At 74.5% G+C, this 20,990-nt stretch carries 18 protein-coding genes; 5 read left to right on the top strand and 13 right to left on the bottom strand.

Translation table 11 applies throughout. From position 1 onward, the window contains the following. Nucleotides 1–34: 34 nt before the first annotated feature. Nucleotides 35–1,537, top strand: coding sequence for an IMP dehydrogenase (guaB, locus tag ACZ6ZR_RS35010; RefSeq protein ID WP_465649446.1), 1,503 nt, complete (start codon nt 35–37; stop codon nt 1,535–1,537). Between the two features lie 74 nt (nt 1,538–1,611). Here guaB and ACZ6ZR_RS35015 read toward each other — a convergent pair whose 3' ends face one another. From ACZ6ZR_RS35015 to tmk, 4 genes are read right to left on the bottom strand one after another with little or no spacing between them, the layout of a single operon-like run. Beyond that, entirely contained in the window at nt 1,612–2,463 is an 852-nt protein-coding gene (locus ACZ6ZR_RS35015; protein ID WP_465649448.1) for an isocitrate lyase/phosphoenolpyruvate mutase family protein, read from the bottom strand. Further along, nucleotides 2,460–3,470 carry a type II glyceraldehyde-3-phosphate dehydrogenase gene (locus tag ACZ6ZR_RS35020; RefSeq protein ID WP_465649450.1) on the bottom strand — a complete coding sequence of 337 codons (1,011 nt, stop codon included), beginning with the start codon at nt 3,468–3,470 and terminating at the stop codon, nt 2,460–2,462. Before ACZ6ZR_RS35020 ends, ACZ6ZR_RS35015 begins: the two co-directional genes overlap by 4 nt. Next, nucleotides 3,461–4,012 (bottom strand): hypothetical protein, encoded by a 552-nt coding sequence (locus ACZ6ZR_RS35025; RefSeq protein WP_465649452.1) that lies wholly within the window; start codon nt 4,010–4,012, stop codon nt 3,461–3,463. Before ACZ6ZR_RS35025 ends, ACZ6ZR_RS35020 begins: the two co-directional genes overlap by 10 nt. Next, nucleotides 4,009–4,644 carry a dTMP kinase gene (gene tmk, locus ACZ6ZR_RS35030; protein WP_465649453.1) on the bottom strand — a complete coding sequence of 212 codons (636 nt, stop codon included), beginning with the start codon at nt 4,642–4,644 and terminating at the stop codon, nt 4,009–4,011. The genes ACZ6ZR_RS35025 and tmk overlap by 4 nt, the downstream gene beginning before the upstream one ends. Before the next feature lie 291 nt (nt 4,645–4,935). On the opposite strand from tmk, the gene ACZ6ZR_RS35035 reads away from it, so the two are divergent. After that, entirely contained in the window at nt 4,936–5,868 is a 933-nt protein-coding gene (locus ACZ6ZR_RS35035; RefSeq protein ID WP_465649455.1) for an IclR family transcriptional regulator, read from the top strand. Here ACZ6ZR_RS35035 and ACZ6ZR_RS35040 read toward each other — a convergent pair. The 3 genes from ACZ6ZR_RS35040 to ACZ6ZR_RS35050 all read right to left on the bottom strand — a co-directional run bounded on the left by ACZ6ZR_RS35040 (nt 5,805) and on the right by ACZ6ZR_RS35050 (nt 9,724). After that, nucleotides 5,805–6,815, bottom strand: a complete 1,011-nt coding sequence (locus ACZ6ZR_RS35040) for a winged helix-turn-helix domain-containing protein (RefSeq protein WP_465649457.1) — start codon at nt 6,813–6,815, stop codon at nt 5,805–5,807. The genes ACZ6ZR_RS35035 and ACZ6ZR_RS35040 overlap by 64 nt on opposite strands. Further along, nucleotides 6,812–8,446, bottom strand: coding sequence for a glucose-6-phosphate isomerase (locus ACZ6ZR_RS35045; protein WP_465649459.1), 1,635 nt, complete (start codon nt 8,444–8,446; stop codon nt 6,812–6,814). The genes ACZ6ZR_RS35040 and ACZ6ZR_RS35045 overlap by 4 nt, the downstream gene beginning before the upstream one ends. A gap of 189 nt (nt 8,447–8,635) precedes the next feature. After that, nucleotides 8,636–9,724 carry a Gfo/Idh/MocA family protein gene (locus ACZ6ZR_RS35050; protein ID WP_465649461.1) on the bottom strand — a complete coding sequence of 363 codons (1,089 nt, stop codon included), beginning with the start codon at nt 9,722–9,724 and terminating at the stop codon, nt 8,636–8,638. 45 nt (nt 9,725–9,769) lie between these two features. On the opposite strand from ACZ6ZR_RS35050, the gene ACZ6ZR_RS35055 reads away from it, so the two are divergent. Then, nucleotides 9,770–10,603, top strand: coding sequence for an inositol monophosphatase family protein (locus ACZ6ZR_RS35055; RefSeq protein ID WP_465649463.1), 834 nt, complete (start codon nt 9,770–9,772; stop codon nt 10,601–10,603). Here ACZ6ZR_RS35055 and ACZ6ZR_RS35060 read toward each other — a convergent pair. From ACZ6ZR_RS35060 to ACZ6ZR_RS35085, 6 genes are read right to left on the bottom strand one after another with little or no spacing between them, the layout of a single operon-like run. After that, nucleotides 10,545–11,651 (bottom strand): hypothetical protein, encoded by a 1,107-nt coding sequence (locus tag ACZ6ZR_RS35060; RefSeq protein ID WP_465649464.1) that lies wholly within the window; start codon nt 11,649–11,651, stop codon nt 10,545–10,547. The two genes, ACZ6ZR_RS35055 and ACZ6ZR_RS35060, sit on opposite strands and share 59 nt — an antisense overlap. A 10-nt stretch (nt 11,652–11,661) precedes the next feature. Continuing rightward, nucleotides 11,662–12,534: a phytanoyl-CoA dioxygenase family protein gene (locus ACZ6ZR_RS35065; RefSeq protein WP_465649466.1), complete on the bottom strand. Its 873-nt coding sequence runs from the start codon at nt 12,532–12,534 to the stop codon at nt 11,662–11,664. 23 nt (nt 12,535–12,557) lie between these two features. Beyond that, nucleotides 12,558–13,124, bottom strand: coding sequence for an adenine phosphoribosyltransferase (locus tag ACZ6ZR_RS35070; RefSeq protein ID WP_465649468.1), 567 nt, complete (start codon nt 13,122–13,124; stop codon nt 12,558–12,560). Beyond that, nucleotides 13,121–15,775: an aconitate hydratase AcnA gene (acnA, locus tag ACZ6ZR_RS35075; RefSeq protein WP_465649470.1), complete on the bottom strand. Its 2,655-nt coding sequence runs from the start codon at nt 15,773–15,775 to the stop codon at nt 13,121–13,123. Before acnA ends, ACZ6ZR_RS35070 begins: the two co-directional genes overlap by 4 nt. Next, the gene (locus tag ACZ6ZR_RS35080) at nt 15,772–16,902 is read right to left on the bottom strand and encodes a homocitrate synthase/isopropylmalate synthase family protein (protein ID WP_465649472.1); all 1,131 of its coding nucleotides are present in this window, start codon (nt 16,900–16,902) and stop codon (nt 15,772–15,774) included. Before ACZ6ZR_RS35080 ends, acnA begins: the two co-directional genes overlap by 4 nt. 38 nt (nt 16,903–16,940) lie before the next feature. Further along, nucleotides 16,941–17,963: an isocitrate/isopropylmalate family dehydrogenase gene (locus tag ACZ6ZR_RS35085; RefSeq protein WP_465649474.1), complete on the bottom strand. Its 1,023-nt coding sequence runs from the start codon at nt 17,961–17,963 to the stop codon at nt 16,941–16,943. A gap of 352 nt (nt 17,964–18,315) precedes the next feature. On the opposite strand from ACZ6ZR_RS35085, the gene asnB reads away from it, so the two are divergent. Beyond that, the gene (gene asnB / locus ACZ6ZR_RS35090; protein WP_465649476.1) at nt 18,316–20,511 is read left to right on the top strand and encodes an asparagine synthase (glutamine-hydrolyzing); all 2,196 of its coding nucleotides are present in this window, start codon (nt 18,316–18,318) and stop codon (nt 20,509–20,511) included. Then, nucleotides 20,508–20,990: hypothetical protein (locus ACZ6ZR_RS35095; protein WP_465649478.1), on the top strand; the 483-nt coding region annotated here is incomplete at its 3' end. The genes asnB and ACZ6ZR_RS35095, both read left to right, overlap by 4 nt.

Here is a 20,990-nt window from a genome sequence, read left to right on the forward strand (position 1 = left end):
ACCAGTCCCCTCGCAGCACCCCCGAAAGGAAGTCATGACCAACCAACTTGCCGCATCGGACGAGGAGTTCGCACCCCTCGGGCTGACCTACGACGATGTCCTGCTGGTCCCGGGCGCCTCGGACATGGCCCCGGACGAGATCGACACGGCGACCCGGCTCAGCCGCAACGTCCGGCTGAACGTCCCGCTGGTCTCGGCCGCGATGGACAACGTCACCGAGGCCCGGCTGGCGGTCGCGATGGCCCGGCAGGGTGGCATCGGCATCCTCCACCGCAACCTCTCGATCGAGGACCAGGTCGGGCAGGTGGACCGGGTCAAGCGCTCCGAGTCCGGTATGGTCACCGACCCGGTCACCATCCGGCCGGACGCCGCCCTCGCGGAGGCCGACGCGCTCTGCGCCCGGTACCGGATCAGCGGTGTCCCGGTCACCGACGGCACGGGCCGGCTGCTCGGCATCGTCACCAACCGGGACCTGGCCTTCGCCACCGACCGGACCAGGCCGGTGCGTGAGTTCATGACGCCCATGCCGCTGGTCACCGGCCCGGTCGGGATCTCCGCCGAGGACGCGGTCGAGCTGCTCCGCCGGCACCGGATCGAGAAGCTGCCGCTGGTCGACGAGGCCGGCACGCTGCGCGGCCTGATCACGGTCAAGGACTTCGTCAAGGCCCGTCGGTACCCGCTGGCCGCCAAGGACCAGCAGGGGCGCCTGCTGGTCGGCGCGGCGGTGGGGGTGGCCGGCGACGCCTTCGAGCGGGCCCAGGCCCTGGTCGCGGCGGGGGCGGACGTCATCGTGGTGGACACCGCGCACGGCCACTCCCGGATGGTCTCCGACATGGTGGCCAAGATCAAGGCGGACTGCCGGGTCGACGTGATCGGCGGGAACATCGCCACCCAGGAGGGTGCGCAGGCGCTGATCGATGCCGGGGTGGACGGCATCAAGGTGGGCATCGGCCCCGGCTCCATCTGCACCACCCGGGTGGTCGCCGGAGTGGGTGTCCCGCAGATCACCGCCATCCGGCAGGCCGCGCGGGCCGCGCGGGCGGCCGGGATCCCGGTGGTCGCCGACGGCGGTCTCCAGTACAGCGGGGACATCGCCAAGGCCCTGGTGGCGGGCGCCGACACGGTCATGCTCGGCAATCTCCTCGCGGGCTGCGAGGAGGCTCCGGGCGAGCTGCTGCTGATCAACGGCAAGCAGTTCAAGGCGTACCGGGCGATGGGCTCGCTCAGCGCGATGCAGAGCCGGGGCGAGCGGAAGTCCTTCTCCAAGGACCGCTACTTCCAGGAGGACGTCGCCAGCGACTCGGACCTGATCCCCGAGGGCATCGAGGGCCGGGTGCCGTTCCGCGGCCCGCTGGCCGGGGTGGTGCACCAGCTCGCCGGCGGGCTGCGGCAGTCGATGTTCTACGTGGGCGGCCGGACCGTCCCGGAGCTCCAGGAGCGCGGCCGGTTCGTCCGGATCACCTCGGCGGGGCTGAAGGAGAGCCACCCGCACGACATCCAGATGACCGTCGAGGCGCCCAACTACTCGCCGCGGTGAGGAAGTCCGCGAGACGGCCGAGGGGCCCGCACCACAGGTGCGGGCCCCTCGGCCGTCCGCCGTGCGGGACGGTGTCAGCTCTCGATCGAGTCGGTGTCCACCAGCTCGAAGAGCTCGTTCACCGAGGCGATCCGGTACTCCGCCTCCTCGGTCGATCCGGTGGCGGCCACGCTCTTCAGCAGCTCCTCCATGGCCGTGACGGCCGCCCGGATGACCTGGTTGGCGTAGATCACCCCGGCGGCGCCCAGCCGGCGCAGTTCCTCGCCGCCCGCCGTGTAGTACGTGGTGGGCACCATGAGGACCGGCACCCCGGGGAAGTCCGGCGCCAGCCGGGCGCAGAACTCGCCGACCTCGTCGGCGGTGCTCCGCTTGCTGTGGATCAGCAGGGCGTCGGCCCCGGCCCGGCAGTAGAGCCGGGCCCGGTCCAGCGCGTCGTCCATCCCGGCGCCCGCGATCAGCGACTCCAGCCGGGCGACGGCCATGAAGCCCTCGGTCCGCTGGCCGGCCTTGACGGCGTCGATCTTCCGGGCGAAGGTCTGCGGGTCCTCCAGCCGGTGCCCTTCGCGGAAGCTGTTGCGCTTGGGGTACTGCTTGTCCTCGATGCAGACCGCGTCGATCCCCGAGTCCTCGTACAGCCGGGCCATCCGGCGGACCACGTTGACGTCGCCGAAGCCGGCGTCGACGTCCGCGATGACCGGGAGGCTGCTGGAGCGCCGGATGCGTTCGGCGTCCGCGTGGAACTCGGTCATGGTGAGGATCCCGGCGTCCGGCACGCCGTGCGAGGTCGAGATGCCGAGGCCTCCGGCCCACAGGGCCTCGAAGCCGGCCCGTTCGGCGAGGATGGCGGAGAGCCCGTCGTGCACGCCCATCGCCCGGACCAGGGTGCCGGATGCCAGCAGGGCCCGGAGGCCGCCGTTCTGAGTCATGATTCCTTCCGCATCGGTGAGAGCCAGGCGCCCCGCCCGGGCAGGTGCCGGTCGGTACGGGCGCGGGCCGCGGCGCCGTCCGTCTCGCCCGCCACGGCCTGGAGCACGTCGAGTGATTCGGGGACGGTGACGGCCTCGTTGTCGAGGGACAGCCAGGCGAAGAGCTCGTCCGGGGCCTCGGCCACGGCCTGGACGGCCAGGTCGTGGCGGTCGTCGCGGTGGCCGGGCAGCTCGGCCGCCGCCGCCTTGATCGCGGCGGTGCTCCAGGCGCCCTCGGACAGCACGGTCAGCCTCGGGTGGGCGGCCAGCCGTTCGACGGCGGCCCCGGCGGACAGTCCGGCCAGTAGGAGCCGGACCCCGATCACGTGGCCGCTGGTCATCGGGACCGTCACGGCGTGCGACTCGGCCAGCAGGCCGGGCAGCACCTCCGTCAGGTCGGTGGCGTGGTGCGAGGGACGGGCGTCGAAGACGGCGCTGTTCACAGCGCCCTTGCCCGCCTTGTCGGTGTCGGTCGCGCAGCGGATGACCGTGGCGCTCAGCCGGGCGATGTGCCCCGGTCCGACCGCCGCCACCACCCGGCCGAGCGCGGTGGTGTTGCAGCTGGCCAGTCGGACGCTGGAACTGCCCACCGCAGCACGGTAGTTGAGCGCCGAGTGGATCAGCGGCCCGAGGCTGCGGTCCCGCTCACCGCCGCAGAAGACGGCGGCCACCCCGGCCGCGCGGTAGCGCCCGGCCCGGCCGGCGCCGCTGCGCGACGGGCCGGCGTCCACCACCACGTCCGCCTCCGCCAGCAGTTCCTCCAGACGGCCCGTCACCGGTACGCCGTCCAGCGCCAACCGGAGCTCGGCGGCCTCGTCGTAGGCGAAGCAGGGCAGGGCCGGCCGGGCCAGGATGCCGGGGCCGGCCGAGCGGACGGCCACTCCGGCCAGCGTCAGGCCGGGCTGTGCGGTGATCGCGTCGGCGAGCCGCTTGCCGATCACCCCCATGCCGAGAACGGCTACCCGCATGACGGTCCCTCACCTTCCGTACGGGCGGCCCGCTCCGAGGGCGGGCCGGCGTGGGCGTCGGTGAACGCGATCACCAGGTGGAGGTCGGGCCCGTCCGCGACCGGCGGCCCGAGCAGCACGGCCTCCTCCCAGTGGAAGGTGCCGGTGAGGTCGAGCATGTACTGCGCGGCCCGCGAGGTGTCGCCCGCGACCGCCGGGGGCAGCACGCGCAGCGGCCGGCTCCCGGCCAGGGCCGACGGTCCGGCGCCCCGGAGGGTCGCGGTGAGCAGCCAGCAGCGGGTCTGCGGGGTGGCCAGCGTGCGGATCAGGACCGGGAAGCCGAGGCCGTCCGGTGCGAACCGCTCCGGCGGCCCGCACCGGAGCGCGTCGACCGGGCCCAGGCCCGAGCCGTCACCGGTGCGGGGCGCGGGGGCGAGCAGGACGGCGTCGGCGCCGGTCGGGGCGTCCGGCAGCGCGCCGGCCACCGCGCCGAGGGCCCGGAGCGCGCCCCGCACCCCGGCCCCCGCGGCCGCCGGGGAAGCCGGCGGGAGCACCGCGGTCATCGCGGGTCGTGCCGCTTGACGAGGTCGAGGACGTCGGCGGTCACCTGGTCCAGCGGCCGGGTGCCGTCGACCACGTGCAGCGACGGGGTCTCCTCCCAGGGCTGCTCCAGGAAGGCGTTGCGGACGGCGGTCATCCGCTCCAGGTCCAGCTCCTCGCGCTTGTTCGAGGAGCCGTCCCGCTCGATGATCCGGACGGCCGCCACCTCGGGCGGCACGTCCATGAAGATCGTCAGGTCGGGCCGGGGCAGCCCCCGGTTGACCCGCTTCAGCCAGTCGAGGTCGGTCAGCCCGCGGGCCAGGAAGTAGGTGTAGCTGGAGTAGACGTACCGGTCGGTGACGACCGCCGCCCCGGCGGCGAGCGCCGGCGTGACCGTCTCCCGGAAGTGCCGCGCCCGGTCGAAGGCGGCGAGCAGCGCCAGCTCGGACAGCACGGACGGGTCGTCGACCTCCAGGTCCAGCATCCGGCGGACCATCGGGTCCTGCCGGTAGCGGTCGGTCGGCTGGCGGGTCAGGACCGTTTCGCCGAGCGGGCTCAGCGCGGCCTCGATCTGCTTGATCTGGGTGGTCTTGCCGCTGCCGTCGATGCCGCAGACGGCGACGAAGTAGCCGGGCCACCGGCGGTTCTCAGTCATGCCCGGCAACCTGCCCCAGGCCCGAGGCGGGTGTCGACCCCGGTGCGGGGCACTTCCGCCCGGCGGAAGACTCTCCGGCGGGCGTCCCGGGCGGTGGCCCGGCCCGGACCCGGCGGATCCCCGGTCACGCCCGCGACGTCAGTGTTCTCGTGAGGTGCCCGCCGGATCGCATCCGGAGGGACGCAGTAGCATCTGCGGCCGAACCGCTCACCAAGCCGCCCCCCACCGGTTTGGCATGGTGCACGGAACTGACCGGATCTCGAACGGCCAATCGTTGCCTGGGAGGCGGAAGTGCAGCTGGTGAAGCGGACACTCGACGTGGTCGGTGTGCTGTCGGAGTCGCGGGACGGACTGACGCTCCAACAACTCTGCGAACGCCTGGACGTACCCGGCGCCAGCATGCACCGGCTGCTCGCGGTGCTGCGTGACGAACAGTTCATCACCCGCTCCGAGGCGAACCGGCGGTACTTCATCGGACCGGCCGCCTGGGCGATCGGCGAGAGCGCCAGCCGCGGCGTCGACTCGGTGGCCGAGCGCGCGCACGGCGCCCTCACCCGGCTGGCCGAGGAGGTCCGGGAGCCGGTGCTCGTCACCGAGCTCAGTCAGCGCAGGGCCGTCTGCACCGCCCGCTTCGATCCGGAGCACCCGGTCGCCATCTCGGCCAGGGTCGGGCAGAGCCTGCCCCTCTACGCCACCGCGGCGGGCCGGACCCTGCTCACCGACCTGGCCGAGCACGAGGTCCGGCGGCTGTTCGCGGAGACCGAGTTCACCGCCTTCACCCCGCGCACTCCGCGCGGGGTGCCCGACGTGCTCCGGCACCTCTTCCTCACCCGCAAGCACGGCTACGGCGTCGCCTACAACGAGTTCGACCGGGGCATCTGGTCGCTGTCCGCTCCGATCCGCGGCGGCTCGGGCCAGATCCTGGCCACCGTGACGGTGACCACCGGCGGGGAGCGGGTGGAGCGCGGCGGCACCCGGGACCGGATCCGCAGCCTGGTGCTGGAGGCGGCCGGCCGGATGGCCGCCGATCTCGGCAACGCCGCCCCCGCCGCCCCGGCCCGGGGCTGGCCGAACGACAGCGCGGTCTGTTCGCTGCACGGCGCGGCCCGGTCCGGCCGGATCTCCGCCGGTCCGGCCGTGGTCAGGCCCGGCCGGACGGTTCACCCGGCCAGGCCGTCGACGAATTCGGCGACCAGGGCCCTCCCGCTGTCCGAGAGTTCGTAGAGCACCCGGTTGGCGGACCGGCGGCGCACCGCCAGCCCGGTGGAGACCAGGATGCCGAGGTGCTCGGAGACGGTGCTGGGGGACAGCTCCAGCCGCCCGGACAGCGCGGTGGTGGTGGTCGGCACGGTCAGGCAGCGCACCACCGTCGCGCGGCTGCGGCCGAGCAGGAGCGAGAGCCGGTCCCCGCTCTCCGGCGTCCGGGCCGCCGCCGGAGTCAGGCGTGCCAGCCCGGCGGCGCTGCGGGCCTGGTAGCCGAGGTGGACGCCGCCGTCCCGGTCGGCCGTGACCACCACCCGCTCACGGGCGAACAGCAGGGGCACCAGCACCAGGCCGGACGGCGCCTCGGGCAGCGCGGCCGTGGCGGCGGTGTCCACCCGCAGCCGCGGCCCGCGCCACTCCACCCGGGTGTGCAGGCACCGGAGCAGTTCGTCGACGCCCGCGCCCACCAGGGTCCGGGCCCGGAAGGTGACCTCCTCCTCCAGGGCGCCGAGCATCTCGGGCCAGAGCCCGGCCAGCACCAGCTCCCAGTAGCGGCCGAGGCTTTCGCAGTACCACTCCAGCGCTCCCTGCGGGTCCTGGCCGAAGCGGCGGAAGGCGGGCGGCAGACCACCGGGGTACTCCTGCCGGAGCCGGTGGCGCAGCTCGGCCGGATCGGTCGCGCCGATCCGGCCGAGCGCGGCCGGCAGCCCGTCCGCGGAGCCGGCCTCCGGGCAGAGCAGGAAGTCCGGGATGCGCGGGCTCGGCCAGCCGGCCACCCAGTCCCGGAGCCGGCAGCCGCCCGACCGGCCGAGCGTGGCGCCGGCCGACCGCGCCCAGCCGCGGTACGGGAAGGGCGGCAGCTCGCGGCCGTGGGCCAGCAGGATGGCGCTGGAGAGCGTCTCCCAGAGGGCGTTGGGCGCGACCCTGATCCGGGACAGGGCCGTGTCGCTGACGGTGAGGCCGATCAAGGCGCGGTCAGCAGGTCGAGCAGCCGGGCGGCGCCGTGCTCGGGGTCGGTCACCCGGAGCTCCAGCAGCGGTGAGCCGCGCAGCGCGTGCAGCGAGGCGTCCCCGGCCGCCTGGGCCGTGATCAGTTCGCCGAAGGAGTAGGGGAGTCCGGGGGCGTCCCGGTCGGCGGTCCAGCCCACCGAGACCTGGACGAAGGCGCCCCGGGCCGGGCCGCCCTTGTGCAGCTGCCCGGTCGAGTGCAGGTAGCGCGGTCCCCAGCCCAGGGTCACCGGACGGCCCGTCAGGTCCGCCAGCAGGGACCGGAGCCGGGCCAGCCGGTGGTCCCGGACCGGATCGGCGTAGCAGAGCAGCGCCAGGTAGTCCCGCTCGCCGAGGCCGTCGGCGAACCGGGCCAGGGCCTCCCGGACCGAGCCCGGCGGGGTCGGCAGGAGGCCGGGCCCGCTGCCGCGCACCTCGACCGGGCCCTCGACGAGCAGCGGGGGGACGGCCGGCCCGGGGCGCTCCAGCAGCTCGCGGGTGGCCCGCTTGGCGGACTCGACGTCCGGCTGGTCGAAGGGGTTCACCCCGAGCAGTGCCCCCGCCAGGGCGGTGGCGGTCTCCCAGAGCAGGAACTGCGCGCCCAGCGGGCCGTACGTGGCGAAGCCGTCACCGGCCCTCTCGGGCACGGCGGTTGACGGCCCGTCGGGCAGCAGCAGTCCGACCACGGCGCCGGCGGGCGGGTGCACCACCTCCGGTGCGTCCGGGCCGCCCGCCACCAGCGGGAGCAGACCGGTGCCGTCCTTGCCGGTGCTCTCCGCCACCAACTGCTCGGCCCAGCAGGCGAACGCGGCCTCCGGCAGGCGGTCGGCCAGCACCAGCGGACGCTCCGGGGAGGCCGCCAGGACGGCGGCCAGCCGCAGCGCGGGGTTGTCCGGGCGATCGGTGGCCAGCAGCGGAGCGGCGGCGGCGGCCCCGGCCAGCAGGCTCCGGACGTCGGCTCCGGCCAGCCCGGCGGGCACCAGGCCGAACGGGGTCAGCGCGCTGTACCGCCCGCCGACGTCCGGCTCGACCTGGAAGATCGCCCGGTACCCCTGCCGCCGGGCCAGTGCGGCGAAGTCGGAGCCCTGGTCGGTGACGGCCACCAGGTGCCGGCCGGGGGCGAGCCCCTGGCCGGCCAGCGCCTCGGTGGCGGCCCGGCGCAGGGCCTCGGTCTCGACGGTGTGGCCGGACTTGCTGGAGACCACCACCACGGTGTGCCGCAGGTCCCGGTCCAGGACCCGGTGGACGGCGTCCGGGTGGGTGGTGTCCAGGACGGTGAGCGAGCCTCCGGCCGCGCGGTCGATCGCCGCCGCCGCCAGCGCGTTGCCGCCCATGCCGCAGAGCACCACCTCGGTCAGGCCCTCGGACCCGAGTTCCGCGCGCAGCGCGTCGATCCCGTCGAGCGCGGCCCGGCCACGCTGCGGGGCGAGCACCCAGCCCAGCCGGTCCGCCGCCTCCGCCTCGGCCCGGGGCCCCCAGAGCGTCGGGTCCTGGGCCGCCAGCCGGCCGGCCGCGCGGGCGGCGACCAGCCGGGCGAGCGGCTCCGAGCGGTCACCCGGGCCACGGGTCTCCACCCGGACGGCGGCGGTCCCGCCGCCCGGTCCCGGCGGCACCTGAGGTGCTCCGTGACTGCCTGCCTCGCGCATGCGCGCCCCCTCTGGTCTGGTGTGCCGGAATTCTTCGCGGGTCGGCGGGTGCCGGCCAACCACCACGGGCCGGTGTTCCGCCCGGTGGAAGGCGCCGGCCGGCCCGTCCTCACAACTGCCCGTACGACCGCCGGTCCGCTTGTGGCGGACGGTGCGTCAGGTGATCCTCAGGGCGGCTTCGAGGAGCACCGCCGCGTCCCGGCGGGCGTCGGCCAGGCCGGGCAGTTCCGGCCCGGTGCCGGGGCCCAGGGAGTCGGCCCAGGCGCGGAGTTGACCGCGGAACCCGGTCCGGCCGGGCGCGCCGGTGGTCCGGGTGCGCCGGGAGGTGCCGGCGTCGTCCCAGGTCTCGACCTCCAGCACCGCTCCGAGGTCCCGAGAGTAGGGAGATGGCAGGTGCAGCGTGGCCACCGTGCGTTCCGACACGAACTCGATGGTCTCCCGGTAGGTCCGGTGCTCCGGCAGCCGGACGTGGCTCATCTCCACCACCAGGTCCGGGCCAGGACGCCAGCAGCAGGTCACCGCGGAGCCCTCGGCCCAGGCGGCGGCGTGCAGCAGGTGCCCGGACAGCTCCAGGCCGGCCGGCTCCAGGATCCGCCGCACGATGTCGGTCTGGTGCACCAGCGAGCCGCCCAGCCCGCGGGCGTACACCTCGCGCTGCAGGGCGGTGCTCGCCGGGCCGAGCGCCCGTTCGACGGCGGCCGCCTGTTCGGGCGCGTAGCGGCGGACGGCCGAGAGGCCGGCCGGGACGAGGTGCTCGATCTGGTGCGGGGCGTTGGGGTCGTGGATCTCGACGGTGATCCGCCGGGCCGAGCCGAGATGGCGCCGGGCGTGCTCGGTGAACTCGGCGACGACCGGGTCGTGCCGCTTCATGTAACCGACCGTCACCCGGGTGCCGGTCCGGCGCTCGGCCTCGGCCAGGGTGTCCAGTTCCGCCGGGTCGAGGGTCACCGGCTTCTCGCTCAGCACCGGCAGGCCGTGCCCGAGGCACTCCTCGATCACCGCCCGGTGGGTCCACCACGGGGTGAGGCAGAGCGCGGCGCGGGCCCCGGCCCGGACCGCCTCGGCCACCGAGCCGCAGGCCACCGCGGCCGGGAAGAGCGCCCGGACGGCGGCGAGCCGGTCCGGGTCGGTCTCCACCACGGCGGCCAGCCGCAGCCGGTCCGGCAGTTCGCGCAGCTCCCGCAGGTGGGCGGTGTGGGCGACCCGCCCGGCTCCGATCACCACCACGGGTGTGGGCTGGGACATCCGGCCACCTTCCTCACTGCCCGTCCAGTCCTGAAAGGGCGATCGATGTTGTTCTCTGCGGGTACCGACGGGGCGGCCGGCTGGGACGCCGGCGCCCCCTACGAAGGCGGGTTCGGCGCGGCGCTGCGGGAGATCCGGCGGCTGGCCGCCGGCACCCCCGCCCGGCAGGCCGGCTTCGTCGCCGCGCCCGCTCTGCTGCCGGAGTACGAGTGGAGCCTCGAGCAGGCGATGATCCGGGTCCTCGGACGGCACTTCCCGGATGTGCCGGTGCTGGCGGAGGAGCGCTTCCGCGCCACCGGCGACGCCGGCGGGGCCGGTGCGCTGCGCTTCCTGCTGGACCCGGTCGACGGGTCCGCCAGCTACCTGACCGGCAGCCCGCTGCACGCGGTGAGCGTCGCCCTGTGCCGGGACGAGCGTCCGCTGTACGGCTTCGTCCTGCAGCCCGCGACCGGCACGGTGTTCAGTGCCGCGGCCGGCGCCGGGGCGTTCCGGGACGGCTGCCGGCTCGGTCCGCTCCCGGGCCCGCCGTCGGGCCCGGTCTCGGTGCGCTCCACCGTCCGGGACCACCCCGGGGTGGTCCGCCTGCTGGCCCGGGTCCGGGCGGCCGGCCTCGGGGTGGAGGACCGGATGTGGTGCTCGTCGTTGAAGATCTGCGGGGTGGCCACCGGCCGGCAGGCCGCGGTGGTCAAGGAACTGACCCGCCGTCACGGCCACCGGACGTGGTGGGGCACCGCAGCCGGCCTGCTGGTCGCCAGGGAGGCGGGGGCCGCCGTGCTGACCCTGGACGGAGCCCCGTGGGACGGGGCGGACGGCGGGCTGGTCATCGCTGCTCCGTCCTTCGGTGATCTGCTGGACCCTCCGGGCGCGCACCGGAGTTGACCGCCGCGCGCCAGGATCGCAGCGCCTCGGCCAGCGGGGCGAGGCCGGAGCACATCGGCAGCTCGGCCAGTGCCTGCTCCAGCGCCTCGGCGAACCCGAGGGCCTTGGGCAGGCGCTGCTCGGCGACCGCCGAGGTGAAGTTGCGCAGCAGGTGGTAGAGGACCACCGAGTCGAACTCGGCCCGCTCCACCCCGTGGCCGGCCGCGTGCCGGCGGCCCTTCTCCAGGGCGGCGCCGAACCGCAGCACTCCCCGCTCGTCCCGCGGCCCGAGCGGGTGCGACAGCACGGCGAGCACGATCTGCAGGGCGACGGTCGACTCCGCGCACATCAGGTCCAGGTCCACCCGGCAGGGCCCGGGCGTGCCGGTGGCCAGCCAGTCCGGCACCTCGGCCGCGGCCAGCAGCAGGTTGGCGGGCTTCGGATCGGCGAACAGCACCCGGCGGCTGCCGGGGAAGGACAGGTCCGGCCGGGGCAGCCCGGCGGCCGCCCCGCCGAGCAGCCGGACCAGCGCGGCCGCGGCGGCGTCGTACCGGCTGCGCAGCGGGAAGTCCCGGATCACGGCACCGGCCCCGGCCGCCCGGCGCAGCCGGCCGTCATGGCGGAGGAAGAGGTCGAAGGAGTGCAGGCAGGCGTCGGTCACCCGGTCGTGGACCGGGGCCGACCCGCCGTGCCGGGCGCTGACCTCGGCGAGGTCCACCGCCGCCGGATGGTGCAGCGAGACGGTCATCCCGGTACCGCTCCAGTGCGGCACCGCCGCCAGTTCCGGCAGCAGCCGGAGCTCCGTGAGCACGGCCCGGAGCACGGCGGCCCCGGGATCCGGCTCGGTGCTCGGCTTGACCCGGTACGGGACGAAGCCGCGCGCGGTCCAGCCGGCGACGCCGGCCGGGGCGGACAGTGCGGCGGCGGCGTGCCGCACCTGCCCGTCCGCGGCGGTGACCAGTGCGCCGGCCTCGGTGGCGGCGGCCACCAGGGCGGCCACCCGCCCGGGCGGGGCCCCGGTGTCCAGCGCCGCCGCGAGCTCGGGCCAGGCGTGGGTGGTGGTCGGCATCAGCGGCCCATCAGTGGTCGTGCTCCCGGAGGAACTGCTCGTAGCGGGTGTGCCGGCGGATCTTGTGGCGCTCCACCGGCCCGCCGGCGTCCACCACCCGTCCGTCCGCGTACAGCGGCTGGTCGCCGCCGGGCGGCCGGGTGAAGTCCTCCTGGGAGTCGCCGTACGGGCGCAGGATGACGCGCTGCTCGCGGGTGAGGCCGGGCATCGCCCCGGCGTCCTGGAAGTAGTACCCGTTGATCCAGGTCGGGGTGTACGAGAGGAAGACGTTGATCCGGGTGGTGTCACCGGTGTTGGGCTGGATCCGGTGCCAGAGGTTGCCGTTGAAGATCGTCATCGATCCCTTGCGGCAGTGCAGGATCCGTTGGCCGGGCAGGTGTCCGGTGCCGGTGTGCTCGCCGGTGTAGTCGGCGCGGTGACTGCCCGGCAGGTAGACCAGGTTGGCCATCTCGTCCAGCACCACGTCGGTGAGCCAGTACCCGACCCGGACCTTCAGCGGCAGGACGGGCGAGAACACCCGGTACGGGACGGCCCGGGGGCCGTCGATGTGCCACTGGTTCACCACGCTGCCGGGCGGGCGGCAGAACAGGTCGTTCTGACTGAGCCTCAGCTGGTCGCCGAAGACGTCGTACACGTGGCCGATGTGGCCCGGGTGGTCGATCAGGGCCCGGAAGGCCGGGTGGTGCGCGATGACGTTCTCGACCTTGTTCGTGTGCTGCCCGCCGAGTTCCAGGCCCTGCAGGCAGCTGTGGGCCGCGGCCAGCAGGGCGTCCACCTCGGCCGGCGCCAGCACGTCGGGGACGTGCAGCAGCCCGTCCCGGCTGAAGTCGCGCCACTGGTCGGTGGTGAAGCCGGGCGGGGCGGGCTTGATGTCGTCGGACATCGGACTCTCGACCTCCGGGGGAGTCAGGCGTGGTAGGTGAAGACCGAGCGGAACTCGTAGCCGGTGATCTGGGCCCGGCCGCCGAGGAACGCCTTCTCGACCAGCGAGCACAGGCCGACCACCTCGCCGCCGAGCCGCTCCACCATCGCCGCCACGGTCCGCAGGCAGTTGCCGGTCGCCATCAGGTCGTCGTGCACCAGCACCCGGGCACCGGCGGGCAGCAGGTCGGTCCGCATCTCCAGGGTGTCGGTGGCGTACTCGCCGGTGAACGTGGAGTCGAGCAGCGGACCGGGCAGCTTGCCCTTCTTCCGGACCGTGAGCAGGCCGCAGCCGAGCTCCGCCGCGAGGATGCTGCCGAGGACGAAGCCGCGCGCGTCCACCGCCGCCACGAAGTCGGGGCGCAGCGGCGCGGCCCACTCGGCCAGCCGGTTGCGGGCGTACCGCAGTGCCTCCGGGTCGGCGAGCACCGGCATGATGTCCCGGAACTCGACGTCGGGCTTGAAGTCCCGGTGGACCGGCACCAGGTGGAGGAAGCGCTCCCCCTCCGGGGTGATGGCCCGGGGTGCCGCCGGGGCGGTCTGGACGGTCATGATGCCTCCGTGAGTCGTTGTGTGACGTGGCCCAGGAACCCGCCGTGGCGCACGTAGTCGAGTTCGCGCTCGGTCTCGACGCGGGCCCGCATGGTCCACCGGGCCACCACCTCCCCGCTCTCCGAACGGGCCGTCACCTCGACCTGGCCGCGCGGCCGGAGGCCGGCCAGCCCGTCGAGGTCGAACAGCTCCTCCCCGGTGAGCCCCAACTCGGCCGGGGTGCGGCCGGGTTCGAACTCCAGCGGGACGATGCCGGCCGCCACCAGGTTGCTCCGGTGGATCCGTTCGAAGCTCTCCGCCAGCACTGCCCGGACACCCTGCAGCCGGGGGCCCTTGGCCGCCCAGTCCCGTGAGCTGCCCATGCCGTAGTCCCGGCCGGCCAGCACCACCACGGGGGTGCCACGGTCCGCGTACGCGGCAGCGGCCTCGTGCACGGTGGTGACGGTCCCCTCGGGCAGCAGCCGGGTGTACCCGCCCTTGCGCCCGCCGGCCAGCCGGTTGCGCAGGCCGGTCCCGGCGAAGGTGCCCCGGATCATCACGTGGTGGTTGCCCCGGCGGCAGCCGTAGGAGTTGAACTCCGCGACGGGAACACCCAGTCCGGTGAGGTACGCGCCGGCCGGGGAGGAGGCCGGGATGTGCCCGGCGGGGGAGATGTGGTCCGTGGTGGTCGAGTCCTCGGCGAAGACCAGGGCCCGGGCACCGCGCAGGTCCGCCAGCTCGTCCCCGGCCGGCCGGCGCACCAGCGGGGAGCGCATCAGGTAGTCGGAGCCCTCGGGCCAGCCGAAGACCGGGCCGGTCTGCACGTCCAGCGCGTCCCAGGTGTCGTCTCCGGTGAACAGCTCGTCCCGGTCGGCCGCGTAGCAGTCCCGGTCGACGTACCTGGCGGCCGCCTCCAACTCGCCCGCGGTGGGCCAGAGATCGGCCAGCCGGACCGGCTCGCCGGTGCGGCCGGTGCCCAGCGGGTCGGTGGTGACGTCCAGGTCGATCCGCCCGGCCAGGGCGAACGCCACGACCAGGGCCGGGGCCATCAGGTAGGCCGCGGCCACGTCGCGGTGGATCCGGCCCTCGAAGTTGCGGTTGCCCGAGAGCACCGCGACCGCCTTGAGGTCCTGCCCGGCGATCAGCCCGGCCATCCCCTCGTGCAGCGGACCCGAGTTCCCGATGCAGGTGGTGCAGCCGTAGCCGACCACCGAGAAGCCGAGGGCGGCCAGCGGCTCCATCAGCCCGGCCGACTCCAGGTAGCGGCTGACCGCGCGGGAGCCGGGCGCGAGGCTGGTCTTGACCCAGCCGGGCACCGTGAGCCCGGCCGCGACGGCGTTGCGGGCCAGCAGGCCGGCGGTGAGCATGCTCATGTGGTTGGAGGTGCTGGTGCAACTGGTGATCGCCGCGATCGCCACCGCACCGTCCGCCGGGCCGCCCACCGCACCGTCCGCCGGGCCGCCGGACGGGGCGTCACCGACCAGTGCGCGGAAGCTCCGTGCCGTCTCGCGGACCGGCAGCCGGTCCTGCGGGCGGCGCGGCCCGGCCACGCTGACCTCGACCGAACCGAGATCGAGCTCCAGGGTGCGCCAGTACTCGCGGTCCTCCTCCGCCCCGTCGGCGAACAGCCCCTGCGCCCGGGTGTAGGACTCCACCAGCCGGACGTGTTCCTCGGAGCGGCCGGTCAGCCGCAGGTAGGCCAGCACCGTCGGGTCGACCGGGAAGCAGGCCGTGGTGCAGCCGTACTCCGGAGCCATGTTGGCGACGGTGGCCCGGTCGGTGACCGACAGGCCGGCCAGGCCGGGGCCGAAGAACTCCACCATGGTCTCCACCACGCCGACCCCGCGCAGCAGTTCGGTGAGGGTGAGGGCGATGTCGGTGGCCGCCACCCCGGGGGCCGGGGTGCCGGTGAGCCGGACCCCGATCACCCGCTGGCTGCGCAGCGAGACCGGGATGCCGAGCAGCACGGCCGAGGCGTCGATGCCGCCGATGCCCCAGCCGACCACGCCGATCGCGTTCACCATCGGGGTGTGCGAGTCGGTGCCGAGCACCGTGTCCGGCACGGTCAGGCCCTCGGCGTCGGTGGTGACCACCCGGGCCAGGTGCTCCAGGTGCATCTGGTGCACGATGCCGTGGCCCGGGGGGACCACCCGCAGCTCCGGCACCGCTCCCTGGGCCCAGCGGAGCAGCCGGTAGCGCTCGGAGTTGAGCTCGTACTCGCGGACCGTGTTGAGGGCGAGCGCCTCCGGGCCGCCGCTGTGGTGGGCCTCGACCGAGTGGTCGACCACCAGGTCGACCGGCAGGCTCGGGGCGGCCAGCTCCGGGTCGGCGCCGTCGTCGGCCAGCAGCGAGCGCAGCGAGGCGAGATCGGCCAGCACCGGGACGCCGGAGTGGTCCTGGAGCAGCAGCCGGGCCGGGGCGAAGTCCAGCGAGACCTGCTCCCCGCCGACGGCCGCGGCGAGGTACCGGTCGGTCAGCTCCAGCGCCCGGCCGACCCGTTCGTCCCGCCCCTCGGCGGGACCGCGATGGGCCGCCCGGAGGATGTTCTCGGCGAGCACCAGCGCTGTCCGGGGAGCCCGCGCCAGCCGGTGCAGGCCGGCCTCGCGGGCCGCCGCCAGACTGACCATCCGGGCCCCGTCGTGACCGGCCAGCGGCCGGACCAGCGAGGTCATCGGGCGGCCGCCGTCACGGTGCGGTGGATCTCCAGCAGCTCCTCGGGCGAGACCGGGCCGGCCGTGTCGATGGACTGCTGGCGGACCAGCTCGAGGCACTCCTGGAGCACCTTGTCGTCGGCGCTGACGCCCGCGTTGCCCAGCATCCAGGCGACCAGCGCCCGGCCGGAGTGCTTGCCCAGCACGTACCGGCGCTCACCGCCGACCACCGAGGGCTGGAACGGCTCGAAGGTCGAGGTGTCCTCCAGCATCCCCTTGGCGTGGATGCCGGACTCGTGCGCGAACACGTTGTCGCCGACGATCGGCTGCCAGGGCAGCACGGTGTGGTGGGCGGCCGTGCCGACCAGCCGGCTCAGCTCCCGCAGGGCGGTGAGGTCGAGGCCCAGGTCGACGCCGTAGAGCAGCTTGAGGGTGACCGCCATCTGCGCGATGTCGGCCATCCCGGCGCGCTCGCCGATGCCGTTGACCGTCACGTGGAAGTAGCGGGCGCCGGCCCGCAGGCCGGCCAGGGTGTTGGCGGTGCCGAGGCCGAAGTCGTTGTGGGTGTGGCACTGCAGGTCGATGTCGCAGGCCGAGCGGACCAGCGACACCCGGTCGCCGTACTGCTCCGGGGTCAGCACGCCGATGGTGTCGGAGAGCCGCAGCCGGTCCGCGCCCGCCTCCCGGACCACGCCCGCGTACTCCTGCAGGAAGCCGGGCTCGGTGCGGGCCAGGTCCTCGGCGCTGACCGAGACGAAGGCGCCCCGGTCCTTCGCCGAGCCGATCAGGGTCCGGGCGGTCTCCAGCAGCCAGGCCCGGTCCTTCTTCACCGACTTGTCCAGGTGGACGGAGGAGGTCGGCAGGCCGATGTGCACGTGCTTGAAGCCCATGTCGAGGGTCTTCTCCACGTCCTCCCGGATGCCCCGGTGCCAGACCACCAGGTGGGCCTCGTCCTGCCGCTCGACCAGCGACTCGATGAAGCGCAGCTCCTCCCCGCCCATGGCCGGGATGCCCACCTCGACCCACTGGACGCCGGCCGCGATCAGCCGGTTGAGGATCGCGGTCTTGGTGTCGAAGGAGAACGCGACGCCCGGCGTCTGCTCCCCGTCGCGCAGGGTGGTGTCCTCGAGAATGATGTCGTCGCGCACGGTGTGCTCCCGCTCTGGGCCGGTTGGTTGATGGGGCGTCAGTCGGTCAGCGCGTGCCGCGCCGCCCGGCAGACGAAGTCGACGACCTCGGTCGTCGAGGCGCTGCCGCCGAGGTCGAGGGTGCGCGGGCCGGAGCTCCGCACCCCGTCGAGGGCGGCCGCCGTCGCGGCGGCCTCGCGCCGGAAGCCGGCCGCGTCGAGCAGCAGCCGGATGCTGTCCAGGAAGGCGACCGGGTTGACCCGGTCGTGGCCGGCCAGCTCGGCGGCGTGGCCGTGGCCGGCCTCGGCCACGTGGATGCCGGCGCCGCTGTTCAGGCTGCCGACCAGGCCGAGGCTGCCGGCCACGGCGGCGCCGATGTTGCTCAGCAGGTCGCCGAAGTTGTTGGAGGTCACGATGACGTCGAAGGCGTCCGGGTCGAGGATCATGGTCGAGCAGGCGGTGTCGGCGAGCATCTCGCGCAGCCCGATCCCGGGGTGGTCGGCCCGCACCCGCTCGGCGGCGGCCAGGAACATGCCCTCGGTGAGCTTGAGGTTGTTCGCCTTGTGCACCACGGTCACGTGCTCGCGGCCCTCGCGGGCGGCCAGTTCGAAGGCGTACCGGGCGATCCGCTCGGAGCCCGCCTCGGTGGTCACCCGCAGGGCGTTCGCCACGCCCGGCACCGGTGACCACTCGATCGCGGCGTACATGTCCTCCACGTTCTCGCGCACCAGCAGGACCGGCGGCCGGCCCGGCAGCGGCAGCGGCCGCAGGCAGGCGTAGAGGTCGAGCTCCCGGCGCAGGTAGTGGTTGGCGCTGCGCACGGTGCCGCCGTTGGGGGTCGCGAACGGCCCCTTGATCGCCAGGCCGGTCTCGCGCACCGCCTCGATGGTCGTGGCCGGGGCGGTGGCCCCGTGGGTCTCGTACGCGCCGAGGCCGGCCGGGTGGTCCAGCCACTCCACCGGGATGCCCAGTTCCTCGACCAGGCGGCTGCCCGCCCGCACCAGCTCCGGGCCGACGCCGTCGCCGGCGATCCGCACGATCCGCACCGGTTGTCCGGCCGGGCGGTCCCCACACTCAGTCATCTGGTTTGCCTCTCCCGGCAGTTCGGTCTCGGGTCGCGGGCCGGGGGAACCGCTCCGCAGCTCCTGCGGGGTCCGCACATCCGACCGGCAGCCGGAATATGACCGAGTCCGCACGGCGGTGTCGACCGCAGCCCCCGGGTGCTTCCGCCCGGCGGAAGAGCCGGTGCGGTTCTCCGCACTCCGGGGATGCGCGGTTGAGGGTCGTCTCCGGGCCGTGCGAGCATCACGGCTCGTCGGCCGGGTGGGCCAGCTCCCGCCGCCGCGCGCTGTGCGCGCCGACGCTCCCAAGGCTCCTGACGGTCGGTCAGGGCATCGCACACGCAGTGGCACGAGTGGGGTAACCATGTGTGGCTTGGCTGGAATCGCGCGGCTCGGCGGGGGAGACCTGCCGGAGTCGGCGGACGCGCTGCTTCGGCGGATGACCCGCACCGTCGCGCACCGGGGCCCGGACGACACCGAGTACCACCGGTCGGGCCCGGTGGGCCTCGGCTTCGTCCGGCTCTCCCTGGTGGACCCGGCGGGCGGCGGCCAGCCGCTCAGCACCGAGGACGGCTCGCTGGTCCTGATCGCCAACGGCGAGGTCTACAACCATCGCGAGCTGGCCGCTGGCCTGCCCGCCGGTACCAGGCTGCGGACCGGTTCGGACTGCGAGGTGCTGCTCCACCTGTACCGCCGCGACGGCCTGGCCTTCCTGGACCGGGTCCGCGGGATGTTCTCCGTGGTGCTGTGGGACCGGGACCGCAACCGGCTGGTGTTCGCCCGCGACCGGTTCGGCATCAAGCCGCTGTACTTCCACGTCAACCGCGAGCGGATCGTCTTCTCCTCCGAGATCAAGGCGCTCTTCGACGACCCGGACTGCCCGCGCGAATTGGACTGGGAGCGTGCGCTCGCGGACCAGATGATGACCGCCGCCGCGGTCCCGGAGGACGGTGCGCCGCACTCCTGGTTCAAGCACGTCGAGCTCGCGCCGACGGCCGCGATCACCACCTTCGACCTCGGCACCGGCGAGCGGAAGGTCCACCGCTACTGGGACTTCCCCGACTACGACGGCGCCCGGACCGGTTCGGAGAGCGAGCTCGTCAGTTCCTACGCCGAGGCGCTGGCCGCCTCCGTCAAGGAGTGCGAGACGGCCGACGTCGAGGTCGGCCTCTTCCTCAGCGGCGGGATCGACTCGGCCGCCGTGGCGGCGCTGTCGAGCATCCGGCCGAGGACCTTCACGGCGCTCAACGGCAGCACCCTGGAGAACCAGGACGCCGAGTACGGCCACCGGATCTCCTCCCACCTCGGACTGGTCAACCACCAGGTGCTGTTCGACACTTCGGCGGTGCCCGGGGTGGAGGAGTGGAAGCGCCTCCTCTGGCAGCTGGAGACCCCGCTGGCCGGCCCCGAGGCCTACTACAAGTACGAGATGTACCGCTACGTCGGCGCGCACGCGCCCGAGGTCAAGGCGATGCTGCTCGGCGGCGGCTCCGACGAGTTCAACGGCGGCTACTCCGCGGGGTTCGCCGGTGGCGGCGACTGGTCCGACTTCATGGCCAACCTCGACCGGATGGCGCTGCAGCGCGACCGGCGCCGCCGGCCCGAGCTCGCCGCCTGGTGGGACCACCCGGGCCTGCCGCTGCTCCGTCCGGAGGTGCTCCGCCGGGGCGCGGAGGCGGACCACCAGGACCCGTACGGGCTGCACTTCCGCTGGAAGTACCGCGACGTCCAGCTCTACAACTGCTGGCACGAGGACCGCACCGCCGCCGGGAACGGGATCGAGGCGCGGGTGCCCTTCCTCGACCACCGCCTGGTCGAGATCGCCGCCGCCGTCCCGGCCGAGCTGCGGCCGGCGCTGATCTGGGACAAGCAGATCCTCCGCCGCGGCCTGGCCGGTGTGCTGCCGGCCGACTTCGTGGACCGCCCCAAGGTGCCGTTCTTCTACGGGGACGGCGTGCGGCACACCTACCGCAGCTTCGTCCGGATGCTGGCGCAGGACGGCGGCGCGCTGCTGGAGGAGGCGCTCTCCGGGCCGGGAGCCCGCGAGTACCTGGACGCGGACCACGCACGGGCCGTGCTGGCCGCCCTGACGGAGGATCCGTCCGGCGGGCACGTGGAGTTCCTGCTCCGGGTCGTCAACATGGGACTGCTCGAGAACATGCTCGCCGCACCTCCCGGTCCGCTGGTGGACGCGGTCAAGGCGCCCGTCCCGGTCTCCGTCCCGGTCTCCGACTGGGACGCGCAGGCCGAGGAGGTGACGGCGGCCGTCATCCGCCGGTCCCCGGTCGACCCGTCGGCGGTGCTGGCCCCGGCGGAGGGCGTGCTGCTGCTGCACTCGGCCGACGAGCCGGCGGTCTGGTACCTGGTCACCGACGGCTCCATCTCCTACGTGCTGGACGAGGAGGAGTCGCCGGAGTGGCTCGCGCTGCTCCAGGGTCTGGACGGGGTCCGCAGCGTGGAGCAGGTGCTGGCCGGCTCGGGTGCCGGGTTCGAGGGCCTGGAGCCGCTGTTGGCGGAGGCGTTGGAGCTCGGCATCGTGGTCGCGCCGGACGCCGGGGCCGCGCGATGACGGCGGTCGCCCCGGAGGACACCGCGCGTCGGGCCGACCGGACGTACGCGTCGAGCTTCGACCCGGCGGCCTGGCGGCTGGAGCCCGGGCGGTTGTTCGCGGTCGGAGCGGTGGCCGCCTACGCGGTGGCGCTCTGGACCCTGGGCGGTGCGGACACCAAGGTGCTCGCGGCGCTCGCCGTGCTGGAACTGGCCCTGATGGCACTGCCCTGGCGGCTGCCCCGGGTGACCAGGAGCGGCGCCAGCTTCTGGGCCGAGTCGCTGGTGGGCATGATCGCCCCGCTCGGTGCGCTGGCGGTGGCCGCGCTGGCCGGGCCCGGCTGGCTCGGCCAGGGCGCCGCCTGGTGGTGGTACCCACTCGCGGTCCTGGCCGCCGGGGTGCTGCTGGCCCTGGGCGGGATGGACCTGCGGGCCCTGCTGAACGGCGAGACGGCCTTCGTCTCCGGGCCGACGCCCCGGGCCCACGGCTCGGCCCGGGCC

The organism is Kitasatospora sp. NPDC088742, assembly GCF_055584905.1.